General features: G+C 63.3%; 17 protein-coding genes. 13 read left to right on the top strand and 4 right to left on the bottom strand.

All coding sequences use genetic code 11. The features are described from left to right. The first annotated feature begins 69 nt into the window (after nucleotides 1-69). The 6 genes from pepN to AC2T4A_RS14530 all read left to right on the top strand — a co-directional run bounded on the left by pepN (nucleotide 70) and on the right by AC2T4A_RS14530 (nucleotide 11,587). Nucleotides 70-2,727 carry an aminopeptidase N gene (gene pepN, locus AC2T4A_RS14505; RefSeq protein WP_486743577.1) on the top strand — a complete coding sequence of 886 codons (2,658 nt, stop codon included), beginning with the start codon at nucleotides 70-72 and terminating at the stop codon, nucleotides 2,725-2,727. Between the two features lie 485 nt (nucleotides 2,728-3,212). After that, nucleotides 3,213-5,180, top strand: a complete 1,968-nt coding sequence (locus AC2T4A_RS14510; RefSeq protein ID WP_416745025.1) for a DUF1302 domain-containing protein — start codon at nucleotides 3,213-3,215, stop codon at nucleotides 5,178-5,180. Nucleotides 5,181-5,248: 68 nt separating this feature from the next. Next, on the top strand, nucleotides 5,249-6,616 hold the full coding sequence (locus AC2T4A_RS14515) for a DUF1329 domain-containing protein (protein WP_486743578.1): 1,368 nt from the start codon (nucleotides 5,249-5,251) through the stop codon (nucleotides 6,614-6,616). A gap of 563 nt (nucleotides 6,617-7,179) precedes the next feature. Continuing rightward, complete coding sequence (locus AC2T4A_RS14520) at nucleotides 7,180-8,196, top strand: WD40/YVTN/BNR-like repeat-containing protein (protein WP_486743579.1); 1,017 nt, start codon at nucleotides 7,180-7,182, stop codon at nucleotides 8,194-8,196. 14 nt (nucleotides 8,197-8,210) lie between these two features. Continuing rightward, on the top strand, nucleotides 8,211-10,592 hold the full coding sequence (locus tag AC2T4A_RS14525) for an efflux RND transporter permease subunit (protein WP_054909190.1): 2,382 nt from the start codon (nucleotides 8,211-8,213) through the stop codon (nucleotides 10,590-10,592). Between the two features lie 185 nt (nucleotides 10,593-10,777). Beyond that, on the top strand, nucleotides 10,778-11,587 hold the full coding sequence (locus tag AC2T4A_RS14530) for an MOSC domain-containing protein (RefSeq protein WP_486743580.1): 810 nt from the start codon (nucleotides 10,778-10,780) through the stop codon (nucleotides 11,585-11,587). Nucleotides 11,588-11,835: 248 nt separating this feature from the next. Here the strand turns inward: AC2T4A_RS14530 and AC2T4A_RS14535 are convergent, their stop codons facing one another. Then, complete coding sequence (locus AC2T4A_RS14535) at nucleotides 11,836-12,216, bottom strand: lysozyme inhibitor LprI family protein (RefSeq protein WP_416745021.1); 381 nt, start codon at nucleotides 12,214-12,216, stop codon at nucleotides 11,836-11,838. A gap of 61 nt (nucleotides 12,217-12,277) precedes the next feature. Further along, on the bottom strand, nucleotides 12,278-14,203 hold the full coding sequence (locus AC2T4A_RS14540; RefSeq protein ID WP_486743581.1) for a transglycosylase SLT domain-containing protein: 1,926 nt from the start codon (nucleotides 14,201-14,203) through the stop codon (nucleotides 12,278-12,280). A 210-nt stretch (nucleotides 14,204-14,413) separates the two neighbouring features. Between AC2T4A_RS14540 and AC2T4A_RS14545 the strand changes: the two genes are divergently transcribed. Together AC2T4A_RS14545 and AC2T4A_RS14550 are read left to right on the top strand one after the other, a co-directional pair. Next, complete coding sequence (locus tag AC2T4A_RS14545; RefSeq protein WP_416745019.1) at nucleotides 14,414-16,324, top strand: ATP-binding cassette domain-containing protein; 1,911 nt, start codon at nucleotides 14,414-14,416, stop codon at nucleotides 16,322-16,324. 62 nt (nucleotides 16,325-16,386) lie between these two features. Beyond that, complete coding sequence (locus AC2T4A_RS14550) at nucleotides 16,387-17,073, top strand: DUF6901 family protein (protein WP_416745018.1); 687 nt, start codon at nucleotides 16,387-16,389, stop codon at nucleotides 17,071-17,073. A 43-nt stretch (nucleotides 17,074-17,116) separates the two neighbouring features. On the opposite strand, the gene AC2T4A_RS14555 is transcribed toward AC2T4A_RS14550, so the two are convergent. Then, nucleotides 17,117-17,557 carry a universal stress protein gene (locus AC2T4A_RS14555; protein WP_024766849.1) on the bottom strand — a complete coding sequence of 147 codons (441 nt, stop codon included), beginning with the start codon at nucleotides 17,555-17,557 and terminating at the stop codon, nucleotides 17,117-17,119. An 81-nt stretch (nucleotides 17,558-17,638) separates the two neighbouring features. Between AC2T4A_RS14555 and AC2T4A_RS14560 the strand changes: the two genes are divergently transcribed. Beyond that, nucleotides 17,639-18,073, top strand: a complete 435-nt coding sequence (locus tag AC2T4A_RS14560; RefSeq protein ID WP_348586859.1) for a hypothetical protein — start codon at nucleotides 17,639-17,641, stop codon at nucleotides 18,071-18,073. 5 nt (nucleotides 18,074-18,078) lie between these two features. Here AC2T4A_RS14560 and AC2T4A_RS14565 read toward each other — a convergent pair whose 3' ends face one another. Continuing rightward, the gene (locus tag AC2T4A_RS14565; protein ID WP_486743582.1) at nucleotides 18,079-18,885 is read right to left on the bottom strand and encodes a hypothetical protein; all 807 of its coding nucleotides are present in this window, start codon (nucleotides 18,883-18,885) and stop codon (nucleotides 18,079-18,081) included. 474 nt (nucleotides 18,886-19,359) lie between these two features. Between AC2T4A_RS14565 and fadB the strand changes: the two genes are divergently transcribed. The 4 genes from fadB (at nucleotide 19,360) to topA (ending at nucleotide 25,799) form a co-directional block, all read left to right on the top strand. Continuing rightward, nucleotides 19,360-21,507, top strand: coding sequence for a fatty acid oxidation complex subunit alpha FadB (gene fadB, locus AC2T4A_RS14570; RefSeq protein WP_416745016.1), 2,148 nt, complete (start codon nucleotides 19,360-19,362; stop codon nucleotides 21,505-21,507). 30 nt (nucleotides 21,508-21,537) lie between these two features. Continuing rightward, complete coding sequence (fadA, locus tag AC2T4A_RS14575; RefSeq protein ID WP_081519444.1) at nucleotides 21,538-22,713, top strand: acetyl-CoA C-acyltransferase FadA; 1,176 nt, start codon at nucleotides 21,538-21,540, stop codon at nucleotides 22,711-22,713. Between the two features lie 123 nt (nucleotides 22,714-22,836). Continuing rightward, nucleotides 22,837-23,100, top strand: coding sequence for a DUF1653 domain-containing protein (locus tag AC2T4A_RS14580; RefSeq protein ID WP_416745015.1), 264 nt, complete (start codon nucleotides 22,837-22,839; stop codon nucleotides 23,098-23,100). 92 nt (nucleotides 23,101-23,192) lie between these two features. After that, nucleotides 23,193-25,799: a type I DNA topoisomerase gene (gene topA / locus AC2T4A_RS14585; RefSeq protein ID WP_416745014.1), complete on the top strand. Its 2,607-nt coding sequence runs from the start codon at nucleotides 23,193-23,195 to the stop codon at nucleotides 25,797-25,799. Nucleotides 25,800-25,860: the final 61 nt, after the last annotated feature.

A 25,860-nucleotide genomic window follows, 5' to 3' on the forward strand; every position in this document is an offset into this window, starting at 1 on the left:
CCCAATCGCTAGAGTCAGTATTCCTCCGGCCGGCCCATTCGCCTGCCGCCTTCCAAGGGGCCAAAAGCCATGCGTACCGAGCAACCGAAAGTCATCTACCTCAAGGATTATCAGGCGCCCGAGTACCTGATCGACGAGACCAACCTGACCTTCGAGCTGTACGAGGACCACACCCTGGTCCACGCCCAGCTGGTGATGCGCCGCAACCCCGAGCGTGGCGACGGCCTGCCGCCGCTGGTGCTCGACGGCCAGCAGCTGGAGCTGCTGTCAGTGGCGCTGGATGACCAGCCGCTCGCGGCGGGCCAGTACCAGCTCGACGAAAACCACCTGACCCTGCAGCCGACGGCGAAGACTTTCACCGTCGACAGCACCGTGCGCATCCACCCGGAAAGCAACACCGCGCTCGAAGGCCTGTACAAGTCCGGCAAGATGTTCTGCACCCAGTGCGAGGCTGAAGGCTTCCGCAAGATCACCTACTACCTCGATCGCCCGGACGTGATGAGCAGCTTCACCACCACGCTCTCGGCCGAGCAGCACAAGTACCCGGTGCTCCTGTCCAACGGCAACCCGGTGGCCAGCGGTTCGGAAGAGGGCGGCCGTCACTGGGCGACCTGGCAGGACCCGTTCAAGAAGCCGGCCTACCTGTTCGCCCTGGTCGCCGGCGACCTCTGGTGCGTGGAAGACCAGTTCACCACCATGAGCGAGCGCGAAGTCACCCTGCGCATCTATGTCGAGCCGGAGAACATCGACAAGTGCCAGCACGCCATGGACAGCCTGAAGAACTCGATGCGCTGGGACGAGAAGGTCTACGGCCGCGAGTACGACCTGGACATCTTCATGATCGTCGCGGTCAACGACTTCAACATGGGCGCGATGGAGAACAAGGGCCTCAACATCTTCAACTCCAGCTGCGTGCTGGCCAAGGCCGAGACCGCGACCGACGCCGCGCACCAGCGTGTCGAAGGCGTAGTGGCGCATGAGTACTTCCACAACTGGTCGGGCAACCGCGTGACCTGCCGCGACTGGTTCCAGCTGTCGCTCAAGGAAGGCTTCACCGTGTTCCGCGACAGCGAGTTCTCCGCCGACATGAACTCGCGCACCGTCAAGCGCGTCGAGGACGTAGCCTTCCTGCGCACCAACCAGTTCGCCGAGGACGCCGGCCCCATGGCGCACCCGGTGCGCCCTGATTCCTTCATCGAGATTTCCAACTTCTACACCCTGACCGTCTACGAGAAGGGTTCGGAAGTGGTGCGGATGATCCACACCCTGTTGGGCGCCGACGGCTTCCGCAAGGGCACCGACCTGTATTTCGAACGCCATGATGGCCAGGCAGTGACCTGTGACGACTTCGTCAAGGCCATGGAGGACGCCAACGGCGTCGACCTCACCCAGTTCAAGCGCTGGTACAGCCAGTCCGGCACCCCGCGTCTGGCGGTCGAGGAGAGCTACGACGCTGCCGCGCAGAGCTACACCCTGACCTTCCGCCAGAGCTGCCCGGCCACGCCGGGGCAGAGCGAGAAGCAGCCCTTCGTCATTCCCGTGCAGATGGGCCTGATCGACAAGCTCGGCAACGCCCTGTCGCTGCGCCTGCAGGGTGAAGAGCATGCCCACGGCAGCGACCGTGTGCTGCAGGTGACCGAGGCCGAGCAGTCCTTCACTTTCGTCGGTCTCGCCGAGAAGCCGCTGCCGTCGCTGCTGCGTGGATTCTCCGCGCCGGTGAAGCTGAGCTTCCCGTACAACCGCGACCAGCTGATGTTCCTCATGCAACATGACGAGGATGGTTTCAACCGCTGGGAAGCTGGCCAGCAGCTGTCCGTGCAGGTGCTGCAGGAACTGATCGGCCAGCACCAGCGTGGCGAGACGCTGGTGCTCGATGAGCGCCTGATCACCGCCTTCCGTACCCTGCTGCTGGACACCGGCCTGGATCAGGCCATGGTCGCCGAGATGCTTTCGCTGCCCAGCGAGGCCTACCTCACCGAGATCAGCGAAGTGGCCGATGTCGAAGCGATCCACGCCGCGCGCGAGTTTGCCCGCCAGCAGATCGGCGCGGCGCTGCACGAGCAGCTGTGGGAGCGCTACCAGGCCAACCGCAAGCAATCCCGCGAGACCGCCTACGTTGCCGAGGCCTCGCACATTGCCCGCCGCAGCCTGCAGAACATCGCGCTGTCCTACCTCATTCAGAGCGGCAAGGCCGAAGTGCTCGCCGCCTGCCAGGAGCAGTACAAGGATTGCGACAACATGACCGAGCGCCTGACCGCGCTCGCGGTGCTGGTCAACTCCTCCTTCGAGAGTGAAAAGGCCGAAGCACTGACGATGTTCGCCGACTACTTCAAGGACGACCCGCTGGTGATGGACCAGTGGTTCAGCGTCCAGGCCGGCTGCACCCTGCCGGGCGGGCTGGAGCGTGTACAGGCGCTGATGAGCCATCCGGCCTTCACCCTGAAGAACCCGAACAAGATCCGCGCGCTGATCGGCGCCTTCGCCAACCAGAACGCGGTGAACTTCCATCGCGCGGACGGCGCCGGCTACCGCTTCCTGGCCGACCAGATCATCACCCTCAACGCGCTCAACCCGCAGATCGCTTCGCGCCTGCTGACGCCGCTGACCCGCTGGCGCAAGTACGCGGCGGCGCGCCAGGCGCTGATGAAGGCTGAACTGGAGCGCATCCTGGCGTCCGGCGAGCTGTCCAGCGATGTATACGAAGTGGTCAGCAAAAGCCTCGCGTAACACACCCGCCGCGCCCCGTTCCAGGGGCGCATGCCATGTTCGAAAAGGTGTTACCAACTTATGTTGGTAACACCTTTTTGTTACCTATCGAAATTAATCGACGTCTGGCTTATCGCTGCCCGCTATTGAGCGAAAAACGCCGATGTGTCTGCGTCGCGCCTTCAGGGGCCGATTGCGCCATCTGGCGTGCTGAATGGCGCAATCGGCCACCTGATTTGATCAGTGAATGACCAGTCACAAAAAGTAGCGCGCTGTTTCTTTATTTTTTGTAAGCAGAATCGTATGCATCGGTGCTCTTGGCACTGGGGTTGCACCGGCGGACCCCGCTTAGCCTTTGCCCGTCCATTGGGACGGGAGGCGTGTCGAGCACCTTGGGGGAGTTTCCTTCAGATCGACGACAACAAGGCCGTGGAATAACGGCTGACAAGGCGTACCGCGCACTGGCGGCGCCGCCAAAGAATGATCAGTCCATGGAGTGAGTCCTAATGGAAATCCCAGTTCGCAAGCCCGTCTTGCGTTATGCGCCTGCCCGTGCGGGCTTTGCCCTGGCAGGTATCCTGCCGCTGCTGATGTCTGCCCAGGCAACGGCGGTCGAGTTCAGCTTCCTCGATAACGAAGTCACCGGTTCGCTGGACAGCACCGTGTCCTACGGCGCCCTGTGGCGCGTGCAGGGTCAGGACAAGACCAACAACGACATCAACGGCAACGACGGCAACCGCAACTTCGACACTGGCCTGGTTTCCGAGGTGTACAAGATCACTTCCGACCTGGAAGCGACCTACAAGAACTACGGTCTGTTCGTACGTGGCTCGGCTTTCTATGACACCCAGATCATGGACAAGCGCAACGACTACTACGACAACAACCATCCGGCGCAGCCGAGCCAGACCTACCCCAACAGCGATCGCTTCACCAGCGAGACCCGCGACGCCGCCGGCAACCGCGCCGAGATCCTCGACGCCTACGTCTACGGCAACTGGGACGTGGCCGATCATCCGCTGACCGCGCGCCTGGGCCGCCAGGTATTCAACTGGGGCGAGGGCATCTTCTACCGTGGTGGCGTGAACACCACCAACCCGGTGGACGCCGCCAAGTTCCGCCTGCCGGGCTCGGAGCTGAAGGAAGTGCTGATGCCGGTTGAAGCCGCGAGCTTCAATATCGGCCTGACCGACAATCTGTCGATGGATGCCTTCTACCAGTGGAACTGGAAAGAGACCCGCATCGACCCGGTTGGCACCTTCTTCTCCGAGACCGACCTGTTCGCCGATGGTGGCAATACCGCTTACACCACCGTGGGCGCGCTCTCCAACCCGCTGTTCCAGAGCCTCTACCCGCAGCTTTCCGCCGCCCATGTGGGCGGCCTGCAGGGTACCCAGTACCTGGACTCCAATGGCGTGTTCAAGGTCGCCAACGTTGGCAAGGACATCAACGCCAAGAACGACGGTCAGTTCGGCGTGGCCTTCCACTATGTGGCTGAAGAGCTGAACTCCACCGAGTTCGGCTTCTACTTCGTCAACTATCACTCCAAAGAGCCGACCATCTACGCCGACCTCAACAGCGATTATGCTGGCGTAGACCTCGACCAATTGGCTGGCGTTGGCGGCTTCACCTCCTACGACCAGCTCGTCAGCGCTGCCGGCAGCGGCAATGCCCTGGCCGGCCAGGTGCTGAGCCTGGTCAACGGCGCGACCTCCGTGGACGTGGCCAACCAGGTCAACGCTCGTCGTGAGTACGTCGAGAACATCCGCATGTACGGCTTCAGCTTCAACACCACCGTGGGCGACGCCTCGGTGTTCGGCGAGCTGGCCTACCGCCCGAATCTGCCGATCGGCATCGCCACCACCAACGACCTGCTCGGCGACCTGCTGGTCCAGGCTCCGGCGCTGGCCAGCGGCAAGACCGTGAACATCGGTGGTGGCGACGTTTCGATTCGCGACCAGATCCACAACTACGAACGCGTCGAGGCCTTCAACACCTCGTTGGGCACCATCTACAACTTCGGCCCGTCGCTGTCCTTCGACTCGCTGATGGGTGTGGCGGAACTGGCCTCCGAGCACCTGCGCGGCAGCGACCTGCAGTACACCGCCTATGACGGCAGCACCCGCTACTACTCCGGCCGTGGCAACGGCGCCTACATCTCCGGCTACGACCGCGACGATCAGGTGAACAAGAACGCCTACGGCTACACCCTGCTGCTGTCGGGTACCTGGAACGATGTCTTCGCCGGCGTGAACATCTCGCCCTACGCCGTCTACAAGGACGACTTCGAAGGCAACTCCTACCAGACCGGCAACTTCATCGAAGGCCGCAAGGCCTACACCCTGGGCGTCAAGGCTACCTACCTGAACGCCCTGGAAGCCGAGCTGCAATACACCGAGTTCTACGGCGCCGGGCAGAACAACGCCGCACGCGACCGCGACAACGTGGGCTTCAACGTCAAGTACTCGTTCTAACGACCATTAGATCCAAAGCCGCGCGGCAAGCTCTCCGAGCTGTCGCGCGCCCCTCACGGAGAAGCAACATGCGCAACATGCGTACCCTGGTCGGCGCCGCCGTGGCTCTGGCCCTGTCCGCCGGCAGCGCTCTGGCGGCGGTTTCCCCGCAGGATGCGGCCAAGCTGCAGTCGTCCCTGACCCCGCTGGGCGCGGAAAAGGCCGGCAACGCTGCCGGCACCATCCCGGCCTGGACTGGTGGCATCACCCAGGCGCCGGCCGGCTACAAACCAGGCCAGCACCACATTGATCCGTTCGCCAGCGACAAGCCGCTGTACACCATCACCAAGGCGAACCTGGACCAGTACAAGGCCAATCTGACCCCAGGCACCCTGGCGCTGTTCGCCACCTACCCGGACACCTTCCAGATGCCGGTGTACCCGAGCCGCCGCAGTGGTTCGGCGCCGCAGTGGGTGTATGACAACACCCAGAAGAACGCCACCAGCGCCAAGCTGGCCGAGGGCGGCAACGGTTTCGTCGACGCCTTCGGCGGCATTCCGTTCCCGATCCCGCAGAACGGCGTGGAAGCGGTGTGGAACCACATCGCCCGCTACCGCGGCACCTACGTCGTGCGTCGCGCGTCCGAAGTGGCCGTGCAGCGCAACGGTGACTACTCGCTGGTGACCTCGCAGCAGGAAGCGCTGTTCAAGTACTACATCCAGGGCAAGAGCTTCTCGGACCTGAACAACCTGCTGTTCTACTACCTGTCGTTCACCAAGAGCCCGGCGCGCCTGGCCGGTGGTGCCGCACTGGTACACGAGACTCTGGACCAGGTGAAGGAGCCGCGCCAGGCCTGGGGCTACAACGCCGGCCAGCGCCGCGTGCGCCGTGCGCCGAACCTGGCCTACGACACCCCGATCGCTGCCGCCGACGGCCTGCGTACCGCCGACGACACCGACATGTTCAACGGCTCGCCGGACCGCTACGACTGGAAGCTGATCGGCAAGAAGGAAATGTACATCCCGTACAACAACTACAAGGTTTCCAGCCCTGAGGTTAAGTACAAGGATCTGCTGACCCCGAACCACCTGAACCCGAAATACACCCGCTACGAACTGCACCGCGTGTGGGTCGTCGAAGGCACCCTGAAGCCGGGCTCGCGCCACATCTACTCCAAGCGCGTGCTGTTCCTGGACGAAGACAGCTGGGGCGCCGCCGAAGTCGACCAGTACGACGGTCGCGGCGAGCTGTGGCGTGTTTCGCTGGCTTACCTGAAGAACTACTACGAGCTGCCCACCACCTGGACCGCTCTGGATACCTTCCACGATCTGCAGGCCCGTCGCTACCACGTACAGAACCTGGACAACGAAGAGCCGAGCACCATCGACTTCGGTCAGGCCGTACCGGACGACTCCTACTTCAGCCCGTCCGCACTGCGTCGCCGCGGCACCCGCTGAGTTCGTGTCATGCCTGAAAAAGCCCGCCCCTTGGCGGGCTTTTTCATGTACGCAGGAAAACCGGGACAGGCAGGAGCAACAGTCTTCTGGATAAGCCTTGCCTGTGCTTTCCCTCGCCCAACCCTGTTCCGCCGGGAGAGGCGAGGGTGAGGGCTCTCGACTTTGTAGGAGCGAGCTTGCTCGCGAACCCGCCAAGCTCCTAAGCGGCGTCATGACGCCGTTCGCGAGCCAGCTCGCTCCTACAAAAAGAGGTTCCCCGGCAAGGCTGCACGAGGGCTGGGCGAACAGCTGGAATCGGAAAAGTGTTACCGCTCCACCCGCTGCAAGCCCCCAGCTGCGCGCCTTTCGGGCGAGATGGCAAAATGCACTCATCCTTTCGAGTGAGGCGCCCAGGGCTTAACAAAAGATAACGTGCCGTTAATTGTCAGCCCCGGAAAAGGCTGGCTATATAGCTCCAAACTACATACCGCCTGCATAAGAAAAAGAGGTAAAGGCATATGCGTGAGCCCCTGTGGCGCACTTCGAGCGAGCAGCCCGTATCGGGAGTGCGAAGCTCCTTCCCGATGTCGCGCAAGACGGTTTCCCTGCTCGGCGCGTTTTCCTTCCTGATGATGTCCCTGGCACCGCTGCATGCCGTTGCCGCAACGGACGCCGCCAGCGACTCCAACTCGATCATTTCCGCCAAGGCGTCCAGCAGCCTGCTGCTGAGCATCGCCCATGCCGGCAAGCGTCTGGTCGCGGTGGGTGATCACGGGCACATCCTCTATTCCGACGACGCAGGCAAGAGCTGGACCCAGGCCACCGTGCCGACCCGCCAACTCCTGACCTCGGTGTTCTTCATCAACGACAAGAAGGGCTGGGCCGTCGGCCATGACGCCCAGGTCCTGGCTACCACCGATGGCGGCACCACCTGGACTCGTCAGTTCGAAGACCTGAAGCGCGAAGCGCCACTGCTGGACATCTGGTTCCAGGACGAGAACCACGGCATGGCCGTGGGCGCCTACGGCGCGCTGCTGGAAACCACCGACGGCGGCAAGAGCTGGGAAGATGTCAGCGACCGCCTGGACAACGAAGACCAGTTCCACCTCAACGCCATTACGGCGGTGAAGGATTCCGGCCTGTTCGTGGTCGGCGAGGCGGGCAGCATGTTCCGCTCCAAGGACTGGGGCGAGACCTGGGAAAAACTCCAGGGCCCTTATGAAGGCTCGCTGTTCGGCGCCACCGGCACTACCCACGCCGGCACCGTCCTGGCCTATGGCCTGCGCGGCCACCTGTTCCGCTCCACCGATTTCGGCGACACCTGGCAGCAGGTCAGCCTGCCCACCGCCAATGGCGGCGAGCTGGAGTTCGGTCTCTCCGAAGGCAGCCTGCTGGATGACGGCACCATCGTCGTCGTCGGCCATGGCGGCAGCGTACTGGAGAGCAAGGACGACGGCGTGAGCTTCAGTGTCGTCAACCGTCCGGACCGCCTGTCCCTCGCGGGCGTGAGCGCGGCCGGCAATGGCAACCTGGTCCTGGTCGGCCAGGGCGGTATCCACCTGGCTACGGCGACCGGCGCCGAGCTGACAGAACAACAATAAGCCGGGGAGCCGCAATGAACGCTCTGAACAAGCATCAACAGGACAAGGCGACTTTCCTGGAACGCATCATCTTCACCCACCGGCCGTTCGTGATCATCGCGTGCCTGCTGGTGACTGTCTTCCTCGCCTGGTCGGCCACGCAAGTGCGCCCGTCCACCAGCTTCGAGAAGATGATTCCGCTGCAGCACCCGTTCATCCAGAACATGCTGGAGCACCGCAACGACCTGGCCAACCTCGGCAACACCGTGCGCATTTCGGTGGAAGCGGTGAACGGCGACATCTTCACCAAGGAATACATGGAGACGCTGCGGCAGATCCATGACGAGGTCTTCTACATCCCCGGCGTCGACCGCTCCGGCATGAAGTCGCTGTGGAGCCCGAGCGTGCGCTGGACCGAAGTGACCGAGGAAGGCTTCGCCGGTGGTGAAGTGATCCCGCAGACCTACGACGGTTCCGCCAAGGCCCTGGACCTGCTGCGCAACAACGTGCTCAAGTCCGGCCAGATCGGCCGCCTGGTGGCCAACAACTTCAAGTCGAGCATCGTCGATGTGCCGCTGCTGGAGGTCTATCCGGACCCGAAGGACCAGGGCAAGCTGATGAAGCTGGACTACCGCCAGTTCTCCCATGAGCTGGAAGAGAAGATCCGCGACAAGTACCAGCTGCAGAACCCCAACGTGAAGATCCACATCACCGGCTTCGCCAAGAAGGTCGGTGACCTGATCGACGGCCTGCTGATGGTGGTCGGCTTCTTCGGCATCTGCTTCGTCATCACTCTGGTGCTGCTGCTGTGGTTCACCAAGTGCGTGCGCTCCACCATCGCCGTGCTGTCCACCACCCTGGTGGCGGTGATCTGGCAGCTGGGTCTGCTGCATATCATCGGCTTCGGGCTGGACCCGTACTCGATGCTGGTGCCATTCCTGATCTTCGCCATCGGTATTTCCCACGGCGTGCAGAAGATCAACGGTATCGCCCTGCAGTCCAGTGACGCGGAAACCCCGCTGCTGGCTGCTCGCCGTACCTTCCGCCAGCTGTTCCTGCCGGGCATGATCGCCATCCTCGCGGACGCCGTCGGCTTCATCACCCTGCTGGTGATCGACATCGGCGTGATCCGCGAGCTGGCCATCGGCGCCTCCATCGGCGTGGCGGTGATCGTGTTCACCAACCTGATCCTGCTGCCGGTCGCCATCTCCTACATCGGCATCAGCAAGAAGGCGGTGCAGCGCAGCAAGGAAGACGCCGTGCGCGACCATCCCTTCTGGCGCGCGCTGTCCAACTTCGCCAGCCCGTCCGTGGCGCCGATCTCCGTGGTCATCGCCCTGGCGATGTTCGCCGGCGGCATGTGGCAGGGGCATCACCTGAAGATCGGTGACCTCGACCAGGGCGCGCCGGAGCTGCGTCCGGACTCGCGCTACAACCTGGACAACGACTTCATCATCCGCAACTATTCGACCAGCTCCGACGTGCTGGTGGTGATGGTGGCGTCCGAAGCCGAAGGTTGCTCCACCCACAAGACCCTGTCTGCCATCGACGAGCTGGCCTGGCGCCTGGAGAACACCCAGGGCGTGCAGTCGGCCATTTCCCTGGTCACCGTCTCCAAGCAGATGATCAAGGGCATGAACGAAGGCAACCTGAAGTGGGAGTCGCTGTCGCGCAACCAGGACGTGCTGAACAACTCCATCAGCCGCGCCGAAGGCCTGTTCAACAGCAACTGCTCGCTGGCGCCCCTGCTGGTGTTCCTCAACGACCACAAGGCCGAGACCCTCGACCGTGCCGTGGCCGTCGTGCAGGACTTCGCCAAGGCCAACGAGAAGGACGACCTGAAGTTCAAGCTCGCCGCCGGTAACGCCGGTATCGAGGCCGCCACCAACGACGTGATCAAGCACTCGGAACTGACCATCCTGATCCTGGTGTACATCTGCGTGGCGGTGATGTGCCTGATCACCTTCCGCTCCTTCGCCGCTACCCTGTGCATCGTGCTGCCGCTGATCCTCACCTCGGTGCTGGGCAACGCGCTGATGGCCACCCTGGGCATCGGCGTGAAGGTGGCGACCCTGCCGGTGATCGCGCTGGGCGTGGGTATCGGCGTGGACTACGGCATCTACATCTACACCCGCCTGGAGTCCTTCCTGCGCCAGGGGCTGTCCCTGCAGGAGGCCTACTACGAGACCCTGAAGTCCACCGGTAAAGCCGTGCTGTTCACTGGCCTGTGCCTGGCCATCGGCGTTGCAACCTGGATCTTCTCGGCGATCAAGTTCCAGGCAGACATGGGCCTGATGCTGACCTTCATGCTCCTGTGGAACATGTTCGGTGCCCTCTGGTTGCTGCCGGCGCTGGCGCGCTTCCTGATCAACCCGGAGAAGGTGCGTCAGAAGAAGGCTTCGATCCTGGTCCACTGATCGATGCTTCAGCGGTAAACAAAAAACCGCGGCCCCAGGGCCGCGGTTTTTTATTGCGCCGGATAAGGAGCTCGGCGCGCCCGGGAATTCATCTGGAGCCATGCCCGCGATCGCAGTGCCCCATTGCTAGACGCCCGTCCCACACCGTATAAGGTCGCTTTCGCCCGCATGAAAGGAAGCTTCCGATGTTCAGTCTGAGCGAGCTCTACCGCTACCCGGTCAAATCCACCGCCTATGAGCCCCTGGAAGCCGTCCGACTGGACGCCCTCGGTCTGGAAGGGGATCGACGCTGGATGGTGGTAGATGCCGCCAATGGACGCTTCCTCACTCAGCGGCTGCTGCCGCAGATGGGTCGCATCGAGGCACGCTGGCAGGACGGCTTCGCCGCCTTGCGCTTGCGCGCCCCCGGCATGGATGACCTGCTGGTGGACGTGCCGGGCAGCGACGATAACCTGCGCGGCGTGCTGATCTGGCGCGACATGCTGCAGGTGCCCGATGCGGGCGATGCCGCCGCCCAGTGGCTGAGCGCTTTCCTCGGTCGGGACGTGCGTTTGGTGCAGATGCCGGAGCAGCGTGCGCGTCAGGTGGATACGGCCTACGCCGAGCCCGGCGAGCATGTGCACTTCGCGGATGGTTTCCCACTGCTGCTGATCGGCCAGGGGTCGCTGGACGACCTGTCTGCCAAAGTTGGCCGCCCGCTGGAAATGCTGCGCTTCCGCCCGAACCTGGTGGTCACTGGCGCTGAACCCTTTGCCGAAGATGGCTGGAAGCGCATTCGCATTGGCGAGGTTACCTTCAAGGTGGCCAAGCCCTGCTCGCGCTGCATCCTCACCACCATCGACCCGCATACCGGAGAGCGCGACCCGGAGCGTCAGCCGCTGGCGACGCTGCTCCAGTACCGTAACGTCAACGGCGATGCGCTGTTCGGCCAGAACCTGATTGCCCTGAACAGCGGCGAGCTGCGCGTGGGCATGGACGTGGAAGTCCTGGAGTAGGGCATGGCCAAGGCCCGGCGGCGCATAACGTGGAGCGTTGTGCGCCCTTGCTTCCAACGCTTGGATGAACATCTTTTGTAGGAGCGAGCTTGCTCGCGAACAGACTCGCCGGCAGCTCTGGCGTTGGGGCGGTTCGCGAGCAAGCTCGCTCCTACAGATAGCCGCAGGGCGTACAACCGTCGGCGGTTGTACGCCGTTACACCGAGCCCATCGCCAATGCCTTGCTCAGTCGGGCCCTGGGGCTGGTCTTACAGCTTGGCCTCGACGCAACCGGTGCTCTGGCACTCGCGCTCACGCTCGCGCAGCACGGCCAGGCGCTCGTTGGTCTTGTCCACCGCGCACTGCAGATTGACGAAGTAGCCGCCGTCGCGCTCGTAGCTGCACTGGGCGTCGCGGTCCTTGATCCAGGCGATCTGGCTCTTCTTCAGCGCAGCCTTCTGCCCGTCGTTGAGCATCTTGCGCAGGGTGCCGAATTCATTGTTCAGCTCGCGGTCGACCTGGGCGTATTCGGTACTCAGGCAGTACACGCTGTCGAAGGCGTTGCGCGGCTTCTCGCAGGCGGCCAGGGCGAGGTTGGCACTGAGCAGGCCGGCGGCGAGCATGGTCAGGGAGAGAACGGTCTTGCGCATGGAAATTTCCTTTTTCCTTAGGAAATGAAAACCGCCCGGCGGATGCCGGGCGGGGGAGGGATCAGAGTTCGTCAAAGAAGCGTTCGTGCCAGTCGACAATGGGTTGCGGCGCGTTGAGCTTCTGCCCGTAGATCACCGCGTAGGACAGCACGTTCTGCACGTAGGCGCGGGTCTCATCGAACGGAATGGTCTCGACCCAGACGTCGAAGGCCAGGTGACGTGCATCCTTCAGCCACTGGCGCACGCGGCCGGGGCCGGCGTTGTAGGCGGCGGTGGCGAGCACGCGGTTGCCGTTGAACTGACCGTGCACCTGGCTCAGGTAGGCGGCGCCGAGCTGGATGTTCACATCCGGCACGATCAGCTGCTGCGGCGAGGCCAACGGGATGCCGAACTTGCGTGAAGTCTCCTTGGCGGTGGCCGGCATCAGTTGCATCAGGCCGGTGGCGCCGACGCCGGAACGCGCATCGGACATGAAGGCGCTTTCCTGGCGGGTGATGGCGAATACCCAGCTGGAGTGCAGGCCGCGGTTGCGCGCCTCGCGCACCAGGGTGTTGCGGTAGGCCATGGGGAAGCGGATATCGAGGTCGTCCCAGTACTTGGCCTGGCTGATCGCGCGGATGGCCGGGAAGTACCACTGCATGTCGTAGGCGATCTTCGCCTGGGCCAGCAGCTCGTCGTGGCTCAAGTGGCGGGCAGCGTGGTACCACTCGCGGCGGGCATTGATGATCTCGCCACGGGCGTAGAACTCCAGGGCGCGGCGGGTGCTCGGCGCGTTGCGCACGCGCTGCATCGTCGCCGCGTCCAGCGATACCGGGCGGTTGTTCAACTGGTAGGGAGCGTTGATCCGGTCAGCGGCCAGGAAGCCGTAGAAGTCACGCTCGCTGGCCACCGGCTGGTACAGGCTGACGGCCTGCTTGTTCTGCGGCTGCGCCAGTTGCAGCGAGCGCGCCTGCCAGTATTTCCAGCGATTGGTCTCGGCCAGCGACGGCGGCAGGGCGCGGGTCAGCTCGTAGGCTTCTTCCCAGCGGCCCAGGCGCAGCAGCAGGCGCAGGCGCCACTCGGTGACGGTGTCGTCGCGCAGTTGCGGGTCGTACTTGACCATCATCGGCAGCGCGCGCGGGTCATAGCGACGCGCCAGGCTCAGGCCGATCTCGCGGGCGATGGAGACTTTCTCGTCGCTGGAGAAGGGCAGCACCGAGCTGTAGTAGTCGAGCAGGCTGATGGCCTTTTCCGGATCCTGCTTGGCCAGGCGGCGCAGGCCGAGGCCGACCACGTCGGCGGTAGCGTGGTCGCGGGCGCCGAAGCGGGTGGTCTGGCTCAGCTGCGATGGATTCTGTGCCACGTTGACCATCAGCGCGCCCTGGCTGCCGAGGGTTGGCAGGCGCTTGGAGAGCACGCTGGCGAGGCTGTAGTTGCCCTTCTCGGCGGCCAGCTTCAGGCGCTTCCAGACCTTCTCTTCGGTGAGCTGGCCATCGGCCTGCCACATGGCAAAGGTAGTATCGCAGGCGTCCGGCTGCGGCTTGCCCACCAGCCAGAGTTTCTCGGCGGTGGCATAGCCCTCGGCCTTGTTGCCGTGGCCCAGCTGGTACTGGCCGTAGAGGCAGTCCAGCTCGGTGAAATTCATCTTCGGGTCGTAATAACGGACAAAGGTGTTCCAGTCGCCGCGGTCGGCCAGCTGGCGCATCCAGCGCAGTTTCAGCCAGTTGATCTGCGGCAGGTCGCCGTGCTGCTCGATGAAGCGCTCGATCTCAGCGTTGCTGGCGCTTTTCAGGCGGTTGGTCAGCTCGTCGTAGGCCAGGTACGGCTGCAGCGGATAATCGGCCAGTGCCGACTGGTAGCTGAAGTACGGACCGCTGTCGCCGCGCGCCAGTGCCTTCTGCGCCTCGTCGTACATCTGGCGCTGTTGGGGCAGGGACGCTGCGTTGGCTGTCGAAGCAGACAGGCTGAGGATCAGGCAGGAAAACAGTGAGAAAAGGCGACCGCGCATGGCTCTTCCGGGAAGATGATCGGTGGGCGCTGGATGGCGCGCGCCCGCTGCCGGGTAGCTTAGCCTGTTGCGCGCGGGGGGTGAAAGCGCCACCAGGGCTGCCTGACTCAAAGGCGGACGAATATCTCGCCCCTGCACTTTGTCCGCACCCCTCTGACTTTTCTGCGCTTTCCCTTAAACTGCGCGCCCTGTTTTACGGAAGATGCCCTCATGACCCTGCTCAAGTTAACCGACGTGTCCCTCGCCTTCGGCACCACTCCGCTGCTGGATAAGGTGTCCTGGCAGATCGCTCGCGGTGAGCGGGTCTGCATCATCGGCCGCAACGGCACCGGCAAGTCGAGCATGCTCAAGCTGGTCAAGGGCGAGCAGAAGCCCGATGACGGTGATATCTGGCGCGCTCCGTCGCTGAAGATCGGTGAGCTGCCGCAGGAATTGCCGCGCGCCGATGACCGCACCGTCTACGACGTGGTCGCCGAAGGCCTGGCCGAAGTCGGTGAGTTGCTGGCGCAGTACCACCACCTGAGCATGCACATCGAAAGCGAAGAGGATCTGAACAAGCTGGCACGCGTCCAGCAGGACCTCGAAGCCCGCGATGGCTGGCGTCTGGGGCAACTGGTGGATACCACCCTGAGCCGCCTGCAACTGCCGGCCGACAAGACCCTCGCCGAACTCTCCGGCGGCTGGCGTCGCCGCGTGCTGCTGGCCCAGGCGCTGGTGGCCGAGCCTGACCTGCTGCTGCTCGACGAGCCGACAAACCACCTGGACATTGGCGCCATCGCCTGGCTGGAAAACGCCCTGGCGGACTTCCCCGGTGCGGTGCTGTTCATCACCCACGACCGCTCCTTCCTGCAGGCCGTGGCCACCCGCATCCTCGAGCTGGACCGCGGCCACCTGATCGACTGGAACGGCGACTACGCCAGCTTCCTGGTGCATAAAGAGCAGGAGCTGGCGGCGGAAGAGGCAGCCAACGCGCTGTTCGACAAGCGCCTGGCCCAGGAAGAAGTGTGGATTCGCCAGGGCATCAAGGCCCGTCGTACCCGTAACGAAGGCCGTGTGCGCGCGCTCAAGGCGATGCGCAACGAGCGCGCCGAACGCCGTGAGCGCCAGGGCAAGGCCAGTTTCCAGATGGAGACAGCCGAGAAGTCCGGCAAGCAGGTGATCGTCGTCGAGAAAGCCGGCTTCGCCCATCCGGGTGGCCCGGCGCTGATCCGTGATTTCTCTCTGGTGTTGCAGCGCGGTGACCGTATCGGCCTGCTCGGCGCCAACGGCACCGGCAAGACCACGCTGCTCAAGCTGCTGCTGGGCGATCTGCAGCCGACTTCCGGCAGCGTCAAGGAAGGCACCCGACTGGAAGTGGCTTATTTCGACCAGCTGCGTCACCAGCTGGAGCCGGAAAAGACCGTCATCGATAACATTTCCGAAGGTCGCGAATTCATCACCATCAACGGGCAGAATCGCCACGTCCTCAGCTACCTGGGCGACTTCCTGTTCTCCCCCCAGCGCGCCCGTACCCCGGTGAAGGCGCTCTCCGGTGGCGAGCGGGCACGCCTGTTGCTGGCGAAGTTGTTCAGCAAGCCGGCCAACCTGTTGGTGCTGGACGAACCGACCAACGACCTGGACGTGGAAACCCTGGAGTTGCTGGAAGAAGTGCTGCTGACCTTCGACGGCACCGTACTGATGGTCAGCCACGACCGGGCCTTCCTCGACAACGTGGTGACCAGCACCCTCGTGTTCGAAGGCGAAGGGCGCGTGCGCGAATTCGTCGGTGGCTACCAGGACTGGCTGCGTCAGGGCGGCTCGCCCAAGCTGCTCGGCGTGGGCGAGGAGAAGGGTGACAAGCCTGCTGCTGCTCCTGCTGCCGAGCAGCCGGCGGTTGTGAGTGCGCCGGTGGAAGCCGCGCCGAAGAAGAAACTGAGCTACAAGCTGCAGCGCGAACTGGAAGCCATTCCCGGGCAGATCGAGGCCCTGGAAGCGGAAATGGCCGCGCTGCAGGAAGAAACCGCGTCACCGGACTTCTACCAGCGTCCGCAGGACGAAGCCCAGGCCGCGCTCGCGCGCCTCGGTACCCTGCAGGAGGATCTGGACCGGCTGATCGAGCGCTGGGCCGAACTGGAAGAGTGATCCGTTCGGTCCGGTGATGTGCCCGTGCGTATCGCTGATCAAAGACTGTTAGGGATGGCCGAATGGCAATCGAGTACCGCATCACCCTGGATGATGAGCACGAGTTCAGTTACCGCATCGAGCTGGAGCGCCAGTACGACCCACATATAGCCGCCCAGACGCCACGCTGGACGCGCCTGGAGAACAACCGTTGCAGCAACTGCCCGCTGAGTCCGGCGCAGTACAGCCACTGCCCGGCGGCGGTGGACCTGCACCGGGTGATCGAGGACTTTCGTGGTTTGCCGGCCTTCAAGAAGGTCTCGGTGCAGGTACGCACGCCGGAGCGTGAGTACATCAAGCACGCGGGGCTGGAGGAGGGCCTGCGCGCGCTGCTCGGCGTGATCATGGCCACCAGCGCCTGTCCGCTGCTGGGCAAGCTCAAGCCGATGGCGCAGCAGCACTTGCCGTTCGCCAGCAACCAGGAGTTCATCCTGCGCGCGGTGTCGCTGTACCTGATGCGTCAGTACTTCAACTTCCGTGAAGGACGGCATGCGGATTGGGAGCTGAAGGGGCTGGTGAAGCAGTTCCAGCAACTGCAACTGGTCAACCAGGCGTTCTGGCAGCGTATTCACGAAACCTGCGACGGCGACTCGAACCTGAAGGCTTTCCTCAGCTTCTTCTCCATGGCGTCGAGCATGAGCTATTCGCTGGAGGCGCAGTTGCAGAAGGTGCGGCCGCTGCTGATGAGCGGGGACATGCTCGGGGCCTGAAACGAAGCGGGCCCCGTAGGGCCCGCTGTCTACTCAGGTTGGCTCAGCTGGTTTTCTGCAGACGCACGGCGAGGACATCGCAGGGCGCACCGTGCAGGACGTCGTTGGCGGTGGAGCCCAGCAACAGGGCGAGGCCGTGGCGGCCGTGGCTGCCGACGACGATCAGGTCGCAATCCTGTTCATCGGCGAGGCGGTGGATTTCCTGGCGCGGTTGGCCATAGACCAGATGGCACTGGGAGCTGGTGATCTCGGCGTAGGTGAGGGTGAACTGGTGCAGGCGCTCCTTGGCCTGGTCGAACTGCTGTTGTTGCAGCATCGACAGGTCCATCGGCACATCGCCTCCGAAGGCCATGGCCATGGGCTCGACCACATGCACCGCCGAGAGCCGGGCGTCGTTGGCCTTGGCCAGTGCGACCGCTCGCTTCATCACCGGATCGCATTCTTCGGTAAGGTCGACGGCGACCAGAATGTGTTGGTAGGGCATGAGCGTCTCCTCCGGGGGACTCGTTATTAATCAGTATGGCCCCAATGGCCGTGCTTGACCTGTTTGACCGGTATAACCGATATGACCACGTGGATGGTAATTCTTCTCATCGCATTGGTGCTCAGCCCGCTGACCTGGCTGATCCCTTCGCGCGGTCAGCGTGGGCAGATGGACCTGCGCCTGCAGGCGCGGCGCCTGGGGCTGGCCATGCAGATGGCGCAGCAGGAGTGGCCGCACTGGCTGGAACGGCAGCCGCCGCGCCAGTGCGCGCAATATCACCGCGCCCGTGGAAAGAACCGCGATGCGTGGTGCTACTGGCAGAGCGAGCCGGGCGTCTGGCTGGATCGCTGGCGTGAGGCGAGCGCCCCTGCCGAGCTGGCCCAGGCGCTGGCCAGCCTGCCGAAAGACGTCTACATGGTCGAGGCGACACCCCAGTTCCTCGCGCTGTACTGGGGCGAGCGGGGCGACAGCAGCGACCTCGAGCGGGTCGCCACTTTTCTCAAACAGCATGCCTGAGGCGATCAGCTCTGCTGCGCGGCATAGAGACCGGAGACTTTCTCCAGGTCTTCGATGATGCGGTCGGAGTACTTGTTGATCAGGAAGGGCACACTGTTCTGGTTGTAGTTCTGCAGCGATTTCTCGATGTAGCGCCACTTGATCGCCACGCCGCGCAGTTCCTGGCCAATCTCCGGGGTTGTCTGCGGCGCCTGTTGCAGCTTCACCAGGTTGATCGCGAAGCGGTTGGCCAGGTCATCCAGCGGGCGCTCCTCGCCGCCACCGAAGAAGCTGGCGCCCACCGAGGCGTTGCGCGAGGCGTAGTCCACCGCGATATCCTGCATCAGCAGGCTCTGCTCGCGGGTTTGCTGGGTCAGCGGTGGGACCTTGCTGCCGCTTTCGTCCTGGATCTTCGCGTAGAGCTGCTCGGCGGTATCCAGTAGCTTGCGGTTCTGCGCGGCGAGGTCGGCCACCGGTTGCAGGTCGGTGTAGCCGCTCTTGTCCAGTGCACCGGTGAGGGAATGCAGTTGGGCCGCATAGGCCTTCCACTCATCCTGCAGCTCGGTCTTGAGCTTCTTCGATTCGTTGCCGGGCATTTCCCCGAGCTTGCCCAGGGCGTCTGTGGCGCTCTGCGACGAGGCCTCGACCATCTTGGCGTACTTCTGGTCGCCCTCCATCGCGTTGAACATGAAGAAGTCGCCGAGGCTGCGTTGGGCGGCGAGGCGCGTCTGGTGGACGTTGAGCAGGTCGCTGGCGGCGTCGGCGACAGCGATGAGGGGCAGGGCGGTGAGCGCGAGCGCAGACAGCAGACGCACGAGCGGACGGCTGGGCATCGTTCCAACTCCTTGGAGCCATGGGCTTCTTGTTGTTTTGTATTGCACAGGTTCCAGGCGTCCGCCGGCGTTGGCAGAAGGCAGATCGCCATTGCGCCCGACTCTAGCGCGGGCCATGGGGTTTGAACAGTGGCTGTCGGGACGTCGGTGCCAGGTAGCAATTGTCACGATAGGCGTGGTGAATAGCTTGTCAGGGTTGCGCTGAATGCTCCGGCCCAGACGCCCTGGCCGCTTTGCGACTGTTACGTCTCGCCGATTGACAAGCATTGGCTTTTGCTAGAAGGTGGGCGCACCCAAATCAAACGGGCGTATGAATCGAGCGTTTGCCACGTGCAACGACTCGGACAGAACGCCCCGGCTATCGCGTCGGCGGGTGTGCCGCAAGCTTTGGGACTAACCTCGGCACTGCCGAACGGTCCCGATACACGGTGTCCGACGTGTGATTTCAAGCTTCCCTAGCGTGGAGATCAGTTGATGATTTACCAAGGTAAAGCCATCACGGTTAAGGCTCTTGAGAGCGGCATCGTCGAACTGAATTTCGACCTCAAGGGCGAGTCCGTCAACAAGTTCAATCGACTCACCCTGAATGAACTGCGCCAAGCAGTGGATACCATCAAGGCCGATGCGTCCGTCAAGGGCGTGATCGTGACCAGCGGCAAGGGCGTGTTCATCGTCGGCGCCGACATCACCGAGTTCGTCGACAACTTCAAGCTGCCTGACGAAGAGCTGCTGGCCGGCAACCTCGAAGCCAACAAGATCTTCAGCGACTTCGAAGACCTCAACGTCCCGACCGTAGCCGCGATCAACGGCATCGCCCTAGGCGGCGGTCTGGAAATGTGCCTGGCTGCCGACTTCCGTGTCATGAGCGCCACCGCCAAGGTCGGCCTGCCGGAAGTGAAACTGGGCATCTACCCGGGCTTTGGCGGCACCGTTCGCCTGCCGCGCATCATCGGTTGCGACAACGCAGTCGAGTGGATCGCCTCGGGCAAGGAAAACCGTGCCGAAGACGCGCTGAAAGTCGGCGCCGTCGACGCCGTCGTGGCCCCGGAGCAACTGCAAGCTGCTGCCCTGGACCTGGTCAAGCGCGCCATTGCCGGCGAGCTGGATCACAAGGCCCGCCGTCAGCCGAAGCTGGAAAAGCTCAAGCTGAATGCCATCGAGCAGATGATGGCCTTCGAAACCGCCAAGGGCTTCGTTGCTGGCCAGGCCGGCCCGAACTACCCGGCTCCGGTCGAGGCGATCAAGTCGATCCAGAAAGCCGCCAACTTCGGTCGTGACAAAGCGCTGGAAATCGAAGCCCAGGGCTTCGTGAAACTGGCCAAGACCTCGGTTGCGCAGAGCCTGATCGGCCTGTTCCTGAACGACCAGGACCTGAAGAAGAAGGCCAAGCAGTACGACGAGATCGCCAAGGACGTGAAACTGGCTGCCGTACTGGGCGCCGGCATCATGGGTGGCGGCATCGCCTACCAGTCCGCCTCCAAGGGCACTCCGATCCTGATGAAGGATATCCGCGAAGAGGGTATCCAGATGGGCCTGAACGAGGCCTCGAAGCTGCTGGGCAAGCGCGTCGAAAAAGGCCGCATGACCCCGGCCAAGATGGCCGAGGCCCTGAACGCCATTCGCCCGACCATGTCCTACGGCGACTTCGGCAACGTCGACATTGTCGTCGAAGCTGTGGTCGAGAACCCGAAGGTCAAGCAGATCGTTCTGGCCGAAGTTGAAGGCGTCGTGAAGGAAGATGCGGTTCTCGCGTCCAACACCTCCACCATCTCCATCAACCTGCTGGCCAAGGCGCTCAAGCGTCCGGAAAACTTCGTCGGCATGCACTTCTTCAACCCGGTGCACATGATGCCCCTGGTCGAAGTCATCCGTGGCGAGAAGTCCAGCGACGTTGCCGTCGCCACCACCGTGGCCTATGCCAAGAAGATGGGCAAGAACCCCATCGTGGTGAATGACTGCCCCGGCTTCCTGGTCAACCGCGTGCTGTTCCCGTACTTCGGCGGCTTCTCCAAGCTGCTGGGCTTCGGCGTGGACTTCGTGCGCATCGACAAGATCATGGAGAAGTTCGGCTGGCCCATGGGCCCGGCCTATCTGTCCGACGTGGTCGGCATCGACACCGGCCACCACGGCCGCGACGTGATGGCTGAAGGCTTCCCGGACCGCATGGCCGTGGAAGGCAAGACTGCCGTCGACGTGATGTACGACGCCAATCGCCTGGGCCAGAAGAACGGCAAGGGCTTCTACGCCTACGAGACCGACAAGCGCGGCAAGCCGAAGAAAGTCACCGATCCGCAGGCTTATGAGCTGCTGAAGTCCATCGTCACCGAGCAGCGTGAGCTGAGCGACGAGGACATCATCAACTTCATGATGATCCCGCTGTGCCTGGAAACCGTGCGCTGCCTGGAAGACGGCATCGTCGAGACCGCTGCCGAGGCCGACATGGGCCTGATCTACGGCATCGGCTTCCCTCCTTTCCGTGGCGGTGCCCTGCGTTACATCGACTCCATCGGTGTGGCCGAATTCGTCGCACTGGCCGACAAGTACGCCGACCTGGGTGCGCTGTACCACCCGACCGCGAAGCTGCGTGAAATGGCCAAGAACGGCCAGAAGTTCTTCGGTTGAGTGCGCAACGAATAGAGCGAGAGTGAATTTATGAGCCTGAATCCGAGAGATGCCGTCATTGTCGACTTCGGCCGCACCCCGATGGGCCGTTCGAAGGGTGGCATGCACCGCAACACCCGCGCGGAGAACATGTCCGCGCACCTGATCAGCAAGCTCCTGGAGCGCAACCCGAAGATCGACCCGGCGGAAGTCGAGGACGTGATCTGGGGCTGCGTGAACCAGACCCTGGAGCAGGGCTGGAACATCGCGCGCATGGCGTCGCTGATGACCCAGATCCCGCACACCAGCGCCGGCCAGACCGTCAGCCGCCTGTGCGGTTCGTCCATGAGCGCCCTGCACACTGCCGTGCAGGCGATCCAGACCGGCAACGGTGACGTCTTCGTCATCGGCGGTGTGGAGCACATGGGCCACGTCGGCATGATGCACGGCGTCGACCCGAACCCGCACATGTCCCTGTACGCTGCCAAGGCGTCGGGCATGATGGGCCTGACCGCAGAGATGCTGGGCAAGATGCACGGCATCACCCGCGAGGCGCAGGACAAGTTCGGCGTGCGTTCGCACCAGCTGGCCTGGAAAGCGACCCAGGAAGGCAAGTTCAAAGACGAAATCATCCCGATGGAAGGCTACGACGAGAACGGCTTCCTGAAGGTCTTCGACTTCGACGAAACCATCCGTCCGGAAACCACCCTGGAAAGCCTGGCGGCCCTGAAGCCGGCGTTCAACCCGAAAGGTGGCACCGTGACCGCGGGTACTTCCTCGCAGATCACCGACGGCGCTTCCTGCATGATCGTCATGAGCGCCCAGCGCGCCCAGGACCTCGGCGTGCAGCCGATGGCCGTGGTTCGCGCCATGGCCGTGGCAGGCGTTGATCCGGCGATCATGGGCTACGGTCCGGTTCCGTCGACCAACAAGGCGCTCAAGCGCGCTGGCCTGACCATCAACGACATCGACTTCTTCGAGCTCAACGAAGCCTTCGCCGCACAGGCCCTGCCGGTGCTGAAGGACCTCAAGATCCTCGACAAGATGGAAGAGAAGGTCAACCTGCACGGCGGCGCCATCGCCCTGGGTCACCCGTTCGGCTGCTCCGGTGCGCGTATCTCCGGCACCCTGCTGAACGTGATGAAGCAGAACAGTGGCACCCTGGGCGTGTCCACCATGTGCGTGGGCCTCGGTCAGGGCATCACCACCGTCTTCGAACGCGTCTAAGCTTTTGTCGATGGGAGAGCCGGGGCCTTGTGCCCCGGCTTTCGTTTTTGTCAGGTGGGGATTGCCCGGCGACCGCGCAATCAGCACAATCGCCGCCTTTTGGCCGGCCGAGGGAGAACCGACATGCACTTGCAGCCCGGACTGTATCGACATTACAAGGGACAGCAGTACCGCGTGCTCGGTGTCGCCCGGCATTCGGAGACCGAGGAAGAGCTGGTGATCTACCAGGCGCTGTACGGTGAATTCGGTCTCTGGGTGCGCCCGCTGAGCATGTTTACCGAAGCGGTGGAAGTGAACGGAGAACGGCTTCCGCGCTTTGCTCTGGTGAGCGCCGAGAACGATCCGTTGGGTCTTTCGACTGGTCCGTCCGGCGAAACCCAAGCTTGACCTTGGCGCGACCGCCACTATATATAGCGGTGCCGCTCCTAGCTCCTCCCTCCTTATAAATTCATCTTTTCGACGCAGGAATCTTCCGATCCATGGGTAAATCGCTGGTCATCGTGGAATCACCGGCCAAGGCCAAGACCATCAACAAGTACCTGGGCAACCAGTACGTGGTGAAGTCGAGCATCGGCCACATCCGCGACCTGCCCACCAGTGGCTCGTCTGCGTCGAAGGAGCCTGCGGCGAAAGCGCGCAAGACCGCTTCGGAAGCGCCGGCCCTGTCGCCCAAGGAAAAGGCCAAGCGCCAGCTCGTCACCCGCATGGGTGTCGACCCGGAGCACGGCTGGAAGGCCAAGTACGAGATCCTGCCCGGCAAGGAAAAGGTGATCGAGGAACTGCGCCGTCTGGCCAAGGATGCCGACACCATTTATCTCGCAACCGACTTGGACCGCGAAGGGGAGGCCATTGCCTGGCACCTGCGCGAGGCCATCGGCGGCGACGACTCGCGCTACAAGCGCGTGGTCTTCAACGAAATTACCAAGAAGGCCATCCAGGAGGCCTTCTCCCAGCCCGGCGAGCTGGATATCAACCGCGTGAATGCCCAACAGGCGCGTCGCTTCCTCGATCGCGTGGTGGGCTACATGGTCTCGCCGCTGCTGTGGGCCAAGATCGCCCGCGGCCTGTCCGCTGGCCGCGTGCAATCCGTTGCCGTGAAACTGGTGGTCGAGCGTGAGCGCGAGATCCGCGCCTTCGTCCCGGAAGAGTACTGGGAAGTGCACGCCGACCTCGGCACGCCGAAAAACGACAAGGTCCGCTTCGAAGTCGTGCGCGAGAAGGGCGAAGCCTTCAAGCCGCTGAACGAAGCCCAGGCCACTGCTGCCCTGGAGAAGCTCAAGGCGTCCAGCTACAGCATCGCCAAGCGCGAAGACAAGCCGACTTCCAGCAAGCCCTCGGCGCCGTTCATCACCTCCACCCTGCAGCAGGCTGCGAGCAACCGCCTGGGCTTCGGGGTGAAGAAGACCATGATGATGGCCCAGCGTCTCTACGAAGCTGGCTACATCACCTATATGCGTACCGACTCGACCAACCTGTCGGCCGACGCCATCGACATGGTGCGCGGCTTCATCGACAGCGAGTTCGGCAAGAAATACCTGCCGGCCAAGCCTAACTTCTACTCCAGCAAGGAAGGCGCCCAGGAAGCGCACGAGGCGATTCGTCCTTCCGACGTCAACCTGCGTCCGACCCAGCTGTCGGGCATGGAGCGCGACGCCGAGCGCCTGTACGACCTGATCTGGCGCCAGTTCGTGGCCTGCCAGATGCCGCCGGCCGAGTACCTGTCCACCACCGTCAGCGCCGCTGCCGGTGACTTCGAGCTGCGCGCCAAGGGCCGTATCCTCAAGTTCGACGGTTACACCAAGGTGCTGCCGCAGCAGAGCAAGCCGGGCGAGGACGATGTCCTGCCGGAAATGAACCAGGGCGATGCCATGAAGCTGCTCAAGCTCGATCCGAGCCAGCACTTCACCAAGCCGCCGGCGCGCTTCTCCGAAGCCAGCCTGGTCAAGGAACTGGAAAAGCGCGGTATCGGCCGTCCGTCCACCTACGCGGCGATCATCTCCACCATCCAGGAGCGCGGCTACGTCACCACCCACAACCGCCGCTTCTACGCGGAGAAAATGGGCGACATCGTCACTGACCGCCTCAACGAGAGCTTCTCCAACCTCATGGACTACGGCTTCACCGCCGGCATGGAAGAGAACCTCGATGACGTGGCTCAGGGTGAGCGCGACTGGAAAAACGTGCTGGACGAGTTCTACGGCGACTTCCGCAAGAAGCTCGACCTGGCCGAAGCCTCCAACGATGGCATGCGCGCCAACCAGCCGACCCTGACCGACATCCCCTGCCGCGAGTGCGGCCGGCCGATGATGATCCGTACCGCGTCCACCGGCGTGTTCCTCGGCTGCTCGGGCTACAGCCTGCCACCCAAAGAGCGCTGCAAGGCGACCGTGAACCTGATTCCGGGCGACGAAATCGCCGCGGATGACGAGGGCGAGTCCGAATCCCGCGTATTGCGCGGCAAGCATCGTTGCCCGATCTGCAGCACCGCCATGGATGCGTATCTGGTCGACGAAAAACGCAAGCTGCACATCTGCGGCAACAACCCCGATTGCGCCGGCTACGAGATCGAGGAAGGCCAGTACCGCATCAAGGGCTACGAAGGCCCGAGCCTGGAATGCGACAAGTGCGGCAGCGAGATGCAGCTCAAGACCGGCCGCTTCGGCAAGTTCTTCGGTTGCACCAACCCGACCTGCAAGAACACCCGCAAGCTGCTGAAGAGCGGCGAGCCCGCGCCGCCGAAGATGGACGCCATCCGCATGCCGGAACTCAAGTGCGAGAAGGTGGACGATATCTACGTACTGCGTGACGGTGCTTCCGGCCTGTTCCTGGCCGCCAGCCAGTTCCCGAAGAACCGCGAGACCCGTGCTCCGCTGGTTGCCGAGCTGGTGCCGCACAAGGAAGAACTGGATCCGAAGTACCACTTCCTGCTCTCCGCTCCGGCGAAAGACCCGGATGGCCGCCCGGCGGTGATCCGCTTCAGCCGCAAGACCAAGGAGCAGTACGTGCAGTCCGAGGTCGACGGCAAGCCTACTGGCTGGCGTGCGTTCTTCGACGGCGGCAAGTGGAAGGTCGAAGACAAGCGCTGATGGAAGGCGCGCCCCGCTGAGGCGGGGCGTGCTTATACTGCCGAAGTCGACTGCAGAGGGC

The sequence above is a fragment of the Pseudomonas sp. PVC-3-1 genome (genome assembly GCF_057444315.1).

Excerpts from the sequence above, each read along its gene's own strand:
- AC2T4A_RS14580 (WP_416745015.1), top strand. The coding sequence starts at position 22,837 with ATGCACTTGCAGCCCGGACTGTATCGACATTACAAGGGACAGCAGTAC.
- AC2T4A_RS14560 (WP_348586859.1), top strand. The coding sequence starts at position 17,639 with ATGACCACGTGGATGGTAATTCTTCTCATCGCATTGGTGCTCAGCCCG.
- AC2T4A_RS14545 (WP_416745019.1), top strand. The coding sequence starts at position 14,414 with ATGACCCTGCTCAAGTTAACCGACGTGTCCCTCGCCTTCGGCACCACT.
- AC2T4A_RS14510 (WP_416745025.1), top strand. The coding sequence starts at position 3,213 with ATGGAAATCCCAGTTCGCAAGCCCGTCTTGCGTTATGCGCCTGCCCGT.
- AC2T4A_RS14565 (WP_486743582.1), bottom strand. The coding sequence starts at position 18,885 with ATGCCCAGCCGTCCGCTCGTGCGTCTGCTGTCTGCGCTCGCGCTCACC.
- topA (WP_416745014.1), top strand. The coding sequence starts at position 23,193 with ATGGGTAAATCGCTGGTCATCGTGGAATCACCGGCCAAGGCCAAGACC.
- fadA (WP_081519444.1), top strand. The coding sequence starts at position 21,538 with ATGAGCCTGAATCCGAGAGATGCCGTCATTGTCGACTTCGGCCGCACC.
- AC2T4A_RS14515 (WP_486743578.1), top strand. The coding sequence starts at position 5,249 with ATGCGCAACATGCGTACCCTGGTCGGCGCCGCCGTGGCTCTGGCCCTG.
- fadB (WP_416745016.1), top strand. The coding sequence starts at position 19,360 with ATGATTTACCAAGGTAAAGCCATCACGGTTAAGGCTCTTGAGAGCGGC.
- AC2T4A_RS14520 (WP_486743579.1), top strand. The coding sequence starts at position 7,180 with ATGTCGCGCAAGACGGTTTCCCTGCTCGGCGCGTTTTCCTTCCTGATG.
- AC2T4A_RS14530 (WP_486743580.1), top strand. The coding sequence starts at position 10,778 with ATGTTCAGTCTGAGCGAGCTCTACCGCTACCCGGTCAAATCCACCGCC.
- pepN (WP_486743577.1), top strand. The coding sequence starts at position 70 with ATGCGTACCGAGCAACCGAAAGTCATCTACCTCAAGGATTATCAGGCG.
- AC2T4A_RS14555 (WP_024766849.1), bottom strand. The coding sequence starts at position 17,557 with ATGCCCTACCAACACATTCTGGTCGCCGTCGACCTTACCGAAGAATGC.
- AC2T4A_RS14525 (WP_054909190.1), top strand. The coding sequence starts at position 8,211 with ATGAACGCTCTGAACAAGCATCAACAGGACAAGGCGACTTTCCTGGAA.
- AC2T4A_RS14535 (WP_416745021.1), bottom strand. The coding sequence starts at position 12,216 with ATGCGCAAGACCGTTCTCTCCCTGACCATGCTCGCCGCCGGCCTGCTC.
- AC2T4A_RS14550 (WP_416745018.1), top strand. The coding sequence starts at position 16,387 with ATGGCAATCGAGTACCGCATCACCCTGGATGATGAGCACGAGTTCAGT.
- AC2T4A_RS14540 (WP_486743581.1), bottom strand. The coding sequence starts at position 14,203 with ATGCGCGGTCGCCTTTTCTCACTGTTTTCCTGCCTGATCCTCAGCCTG.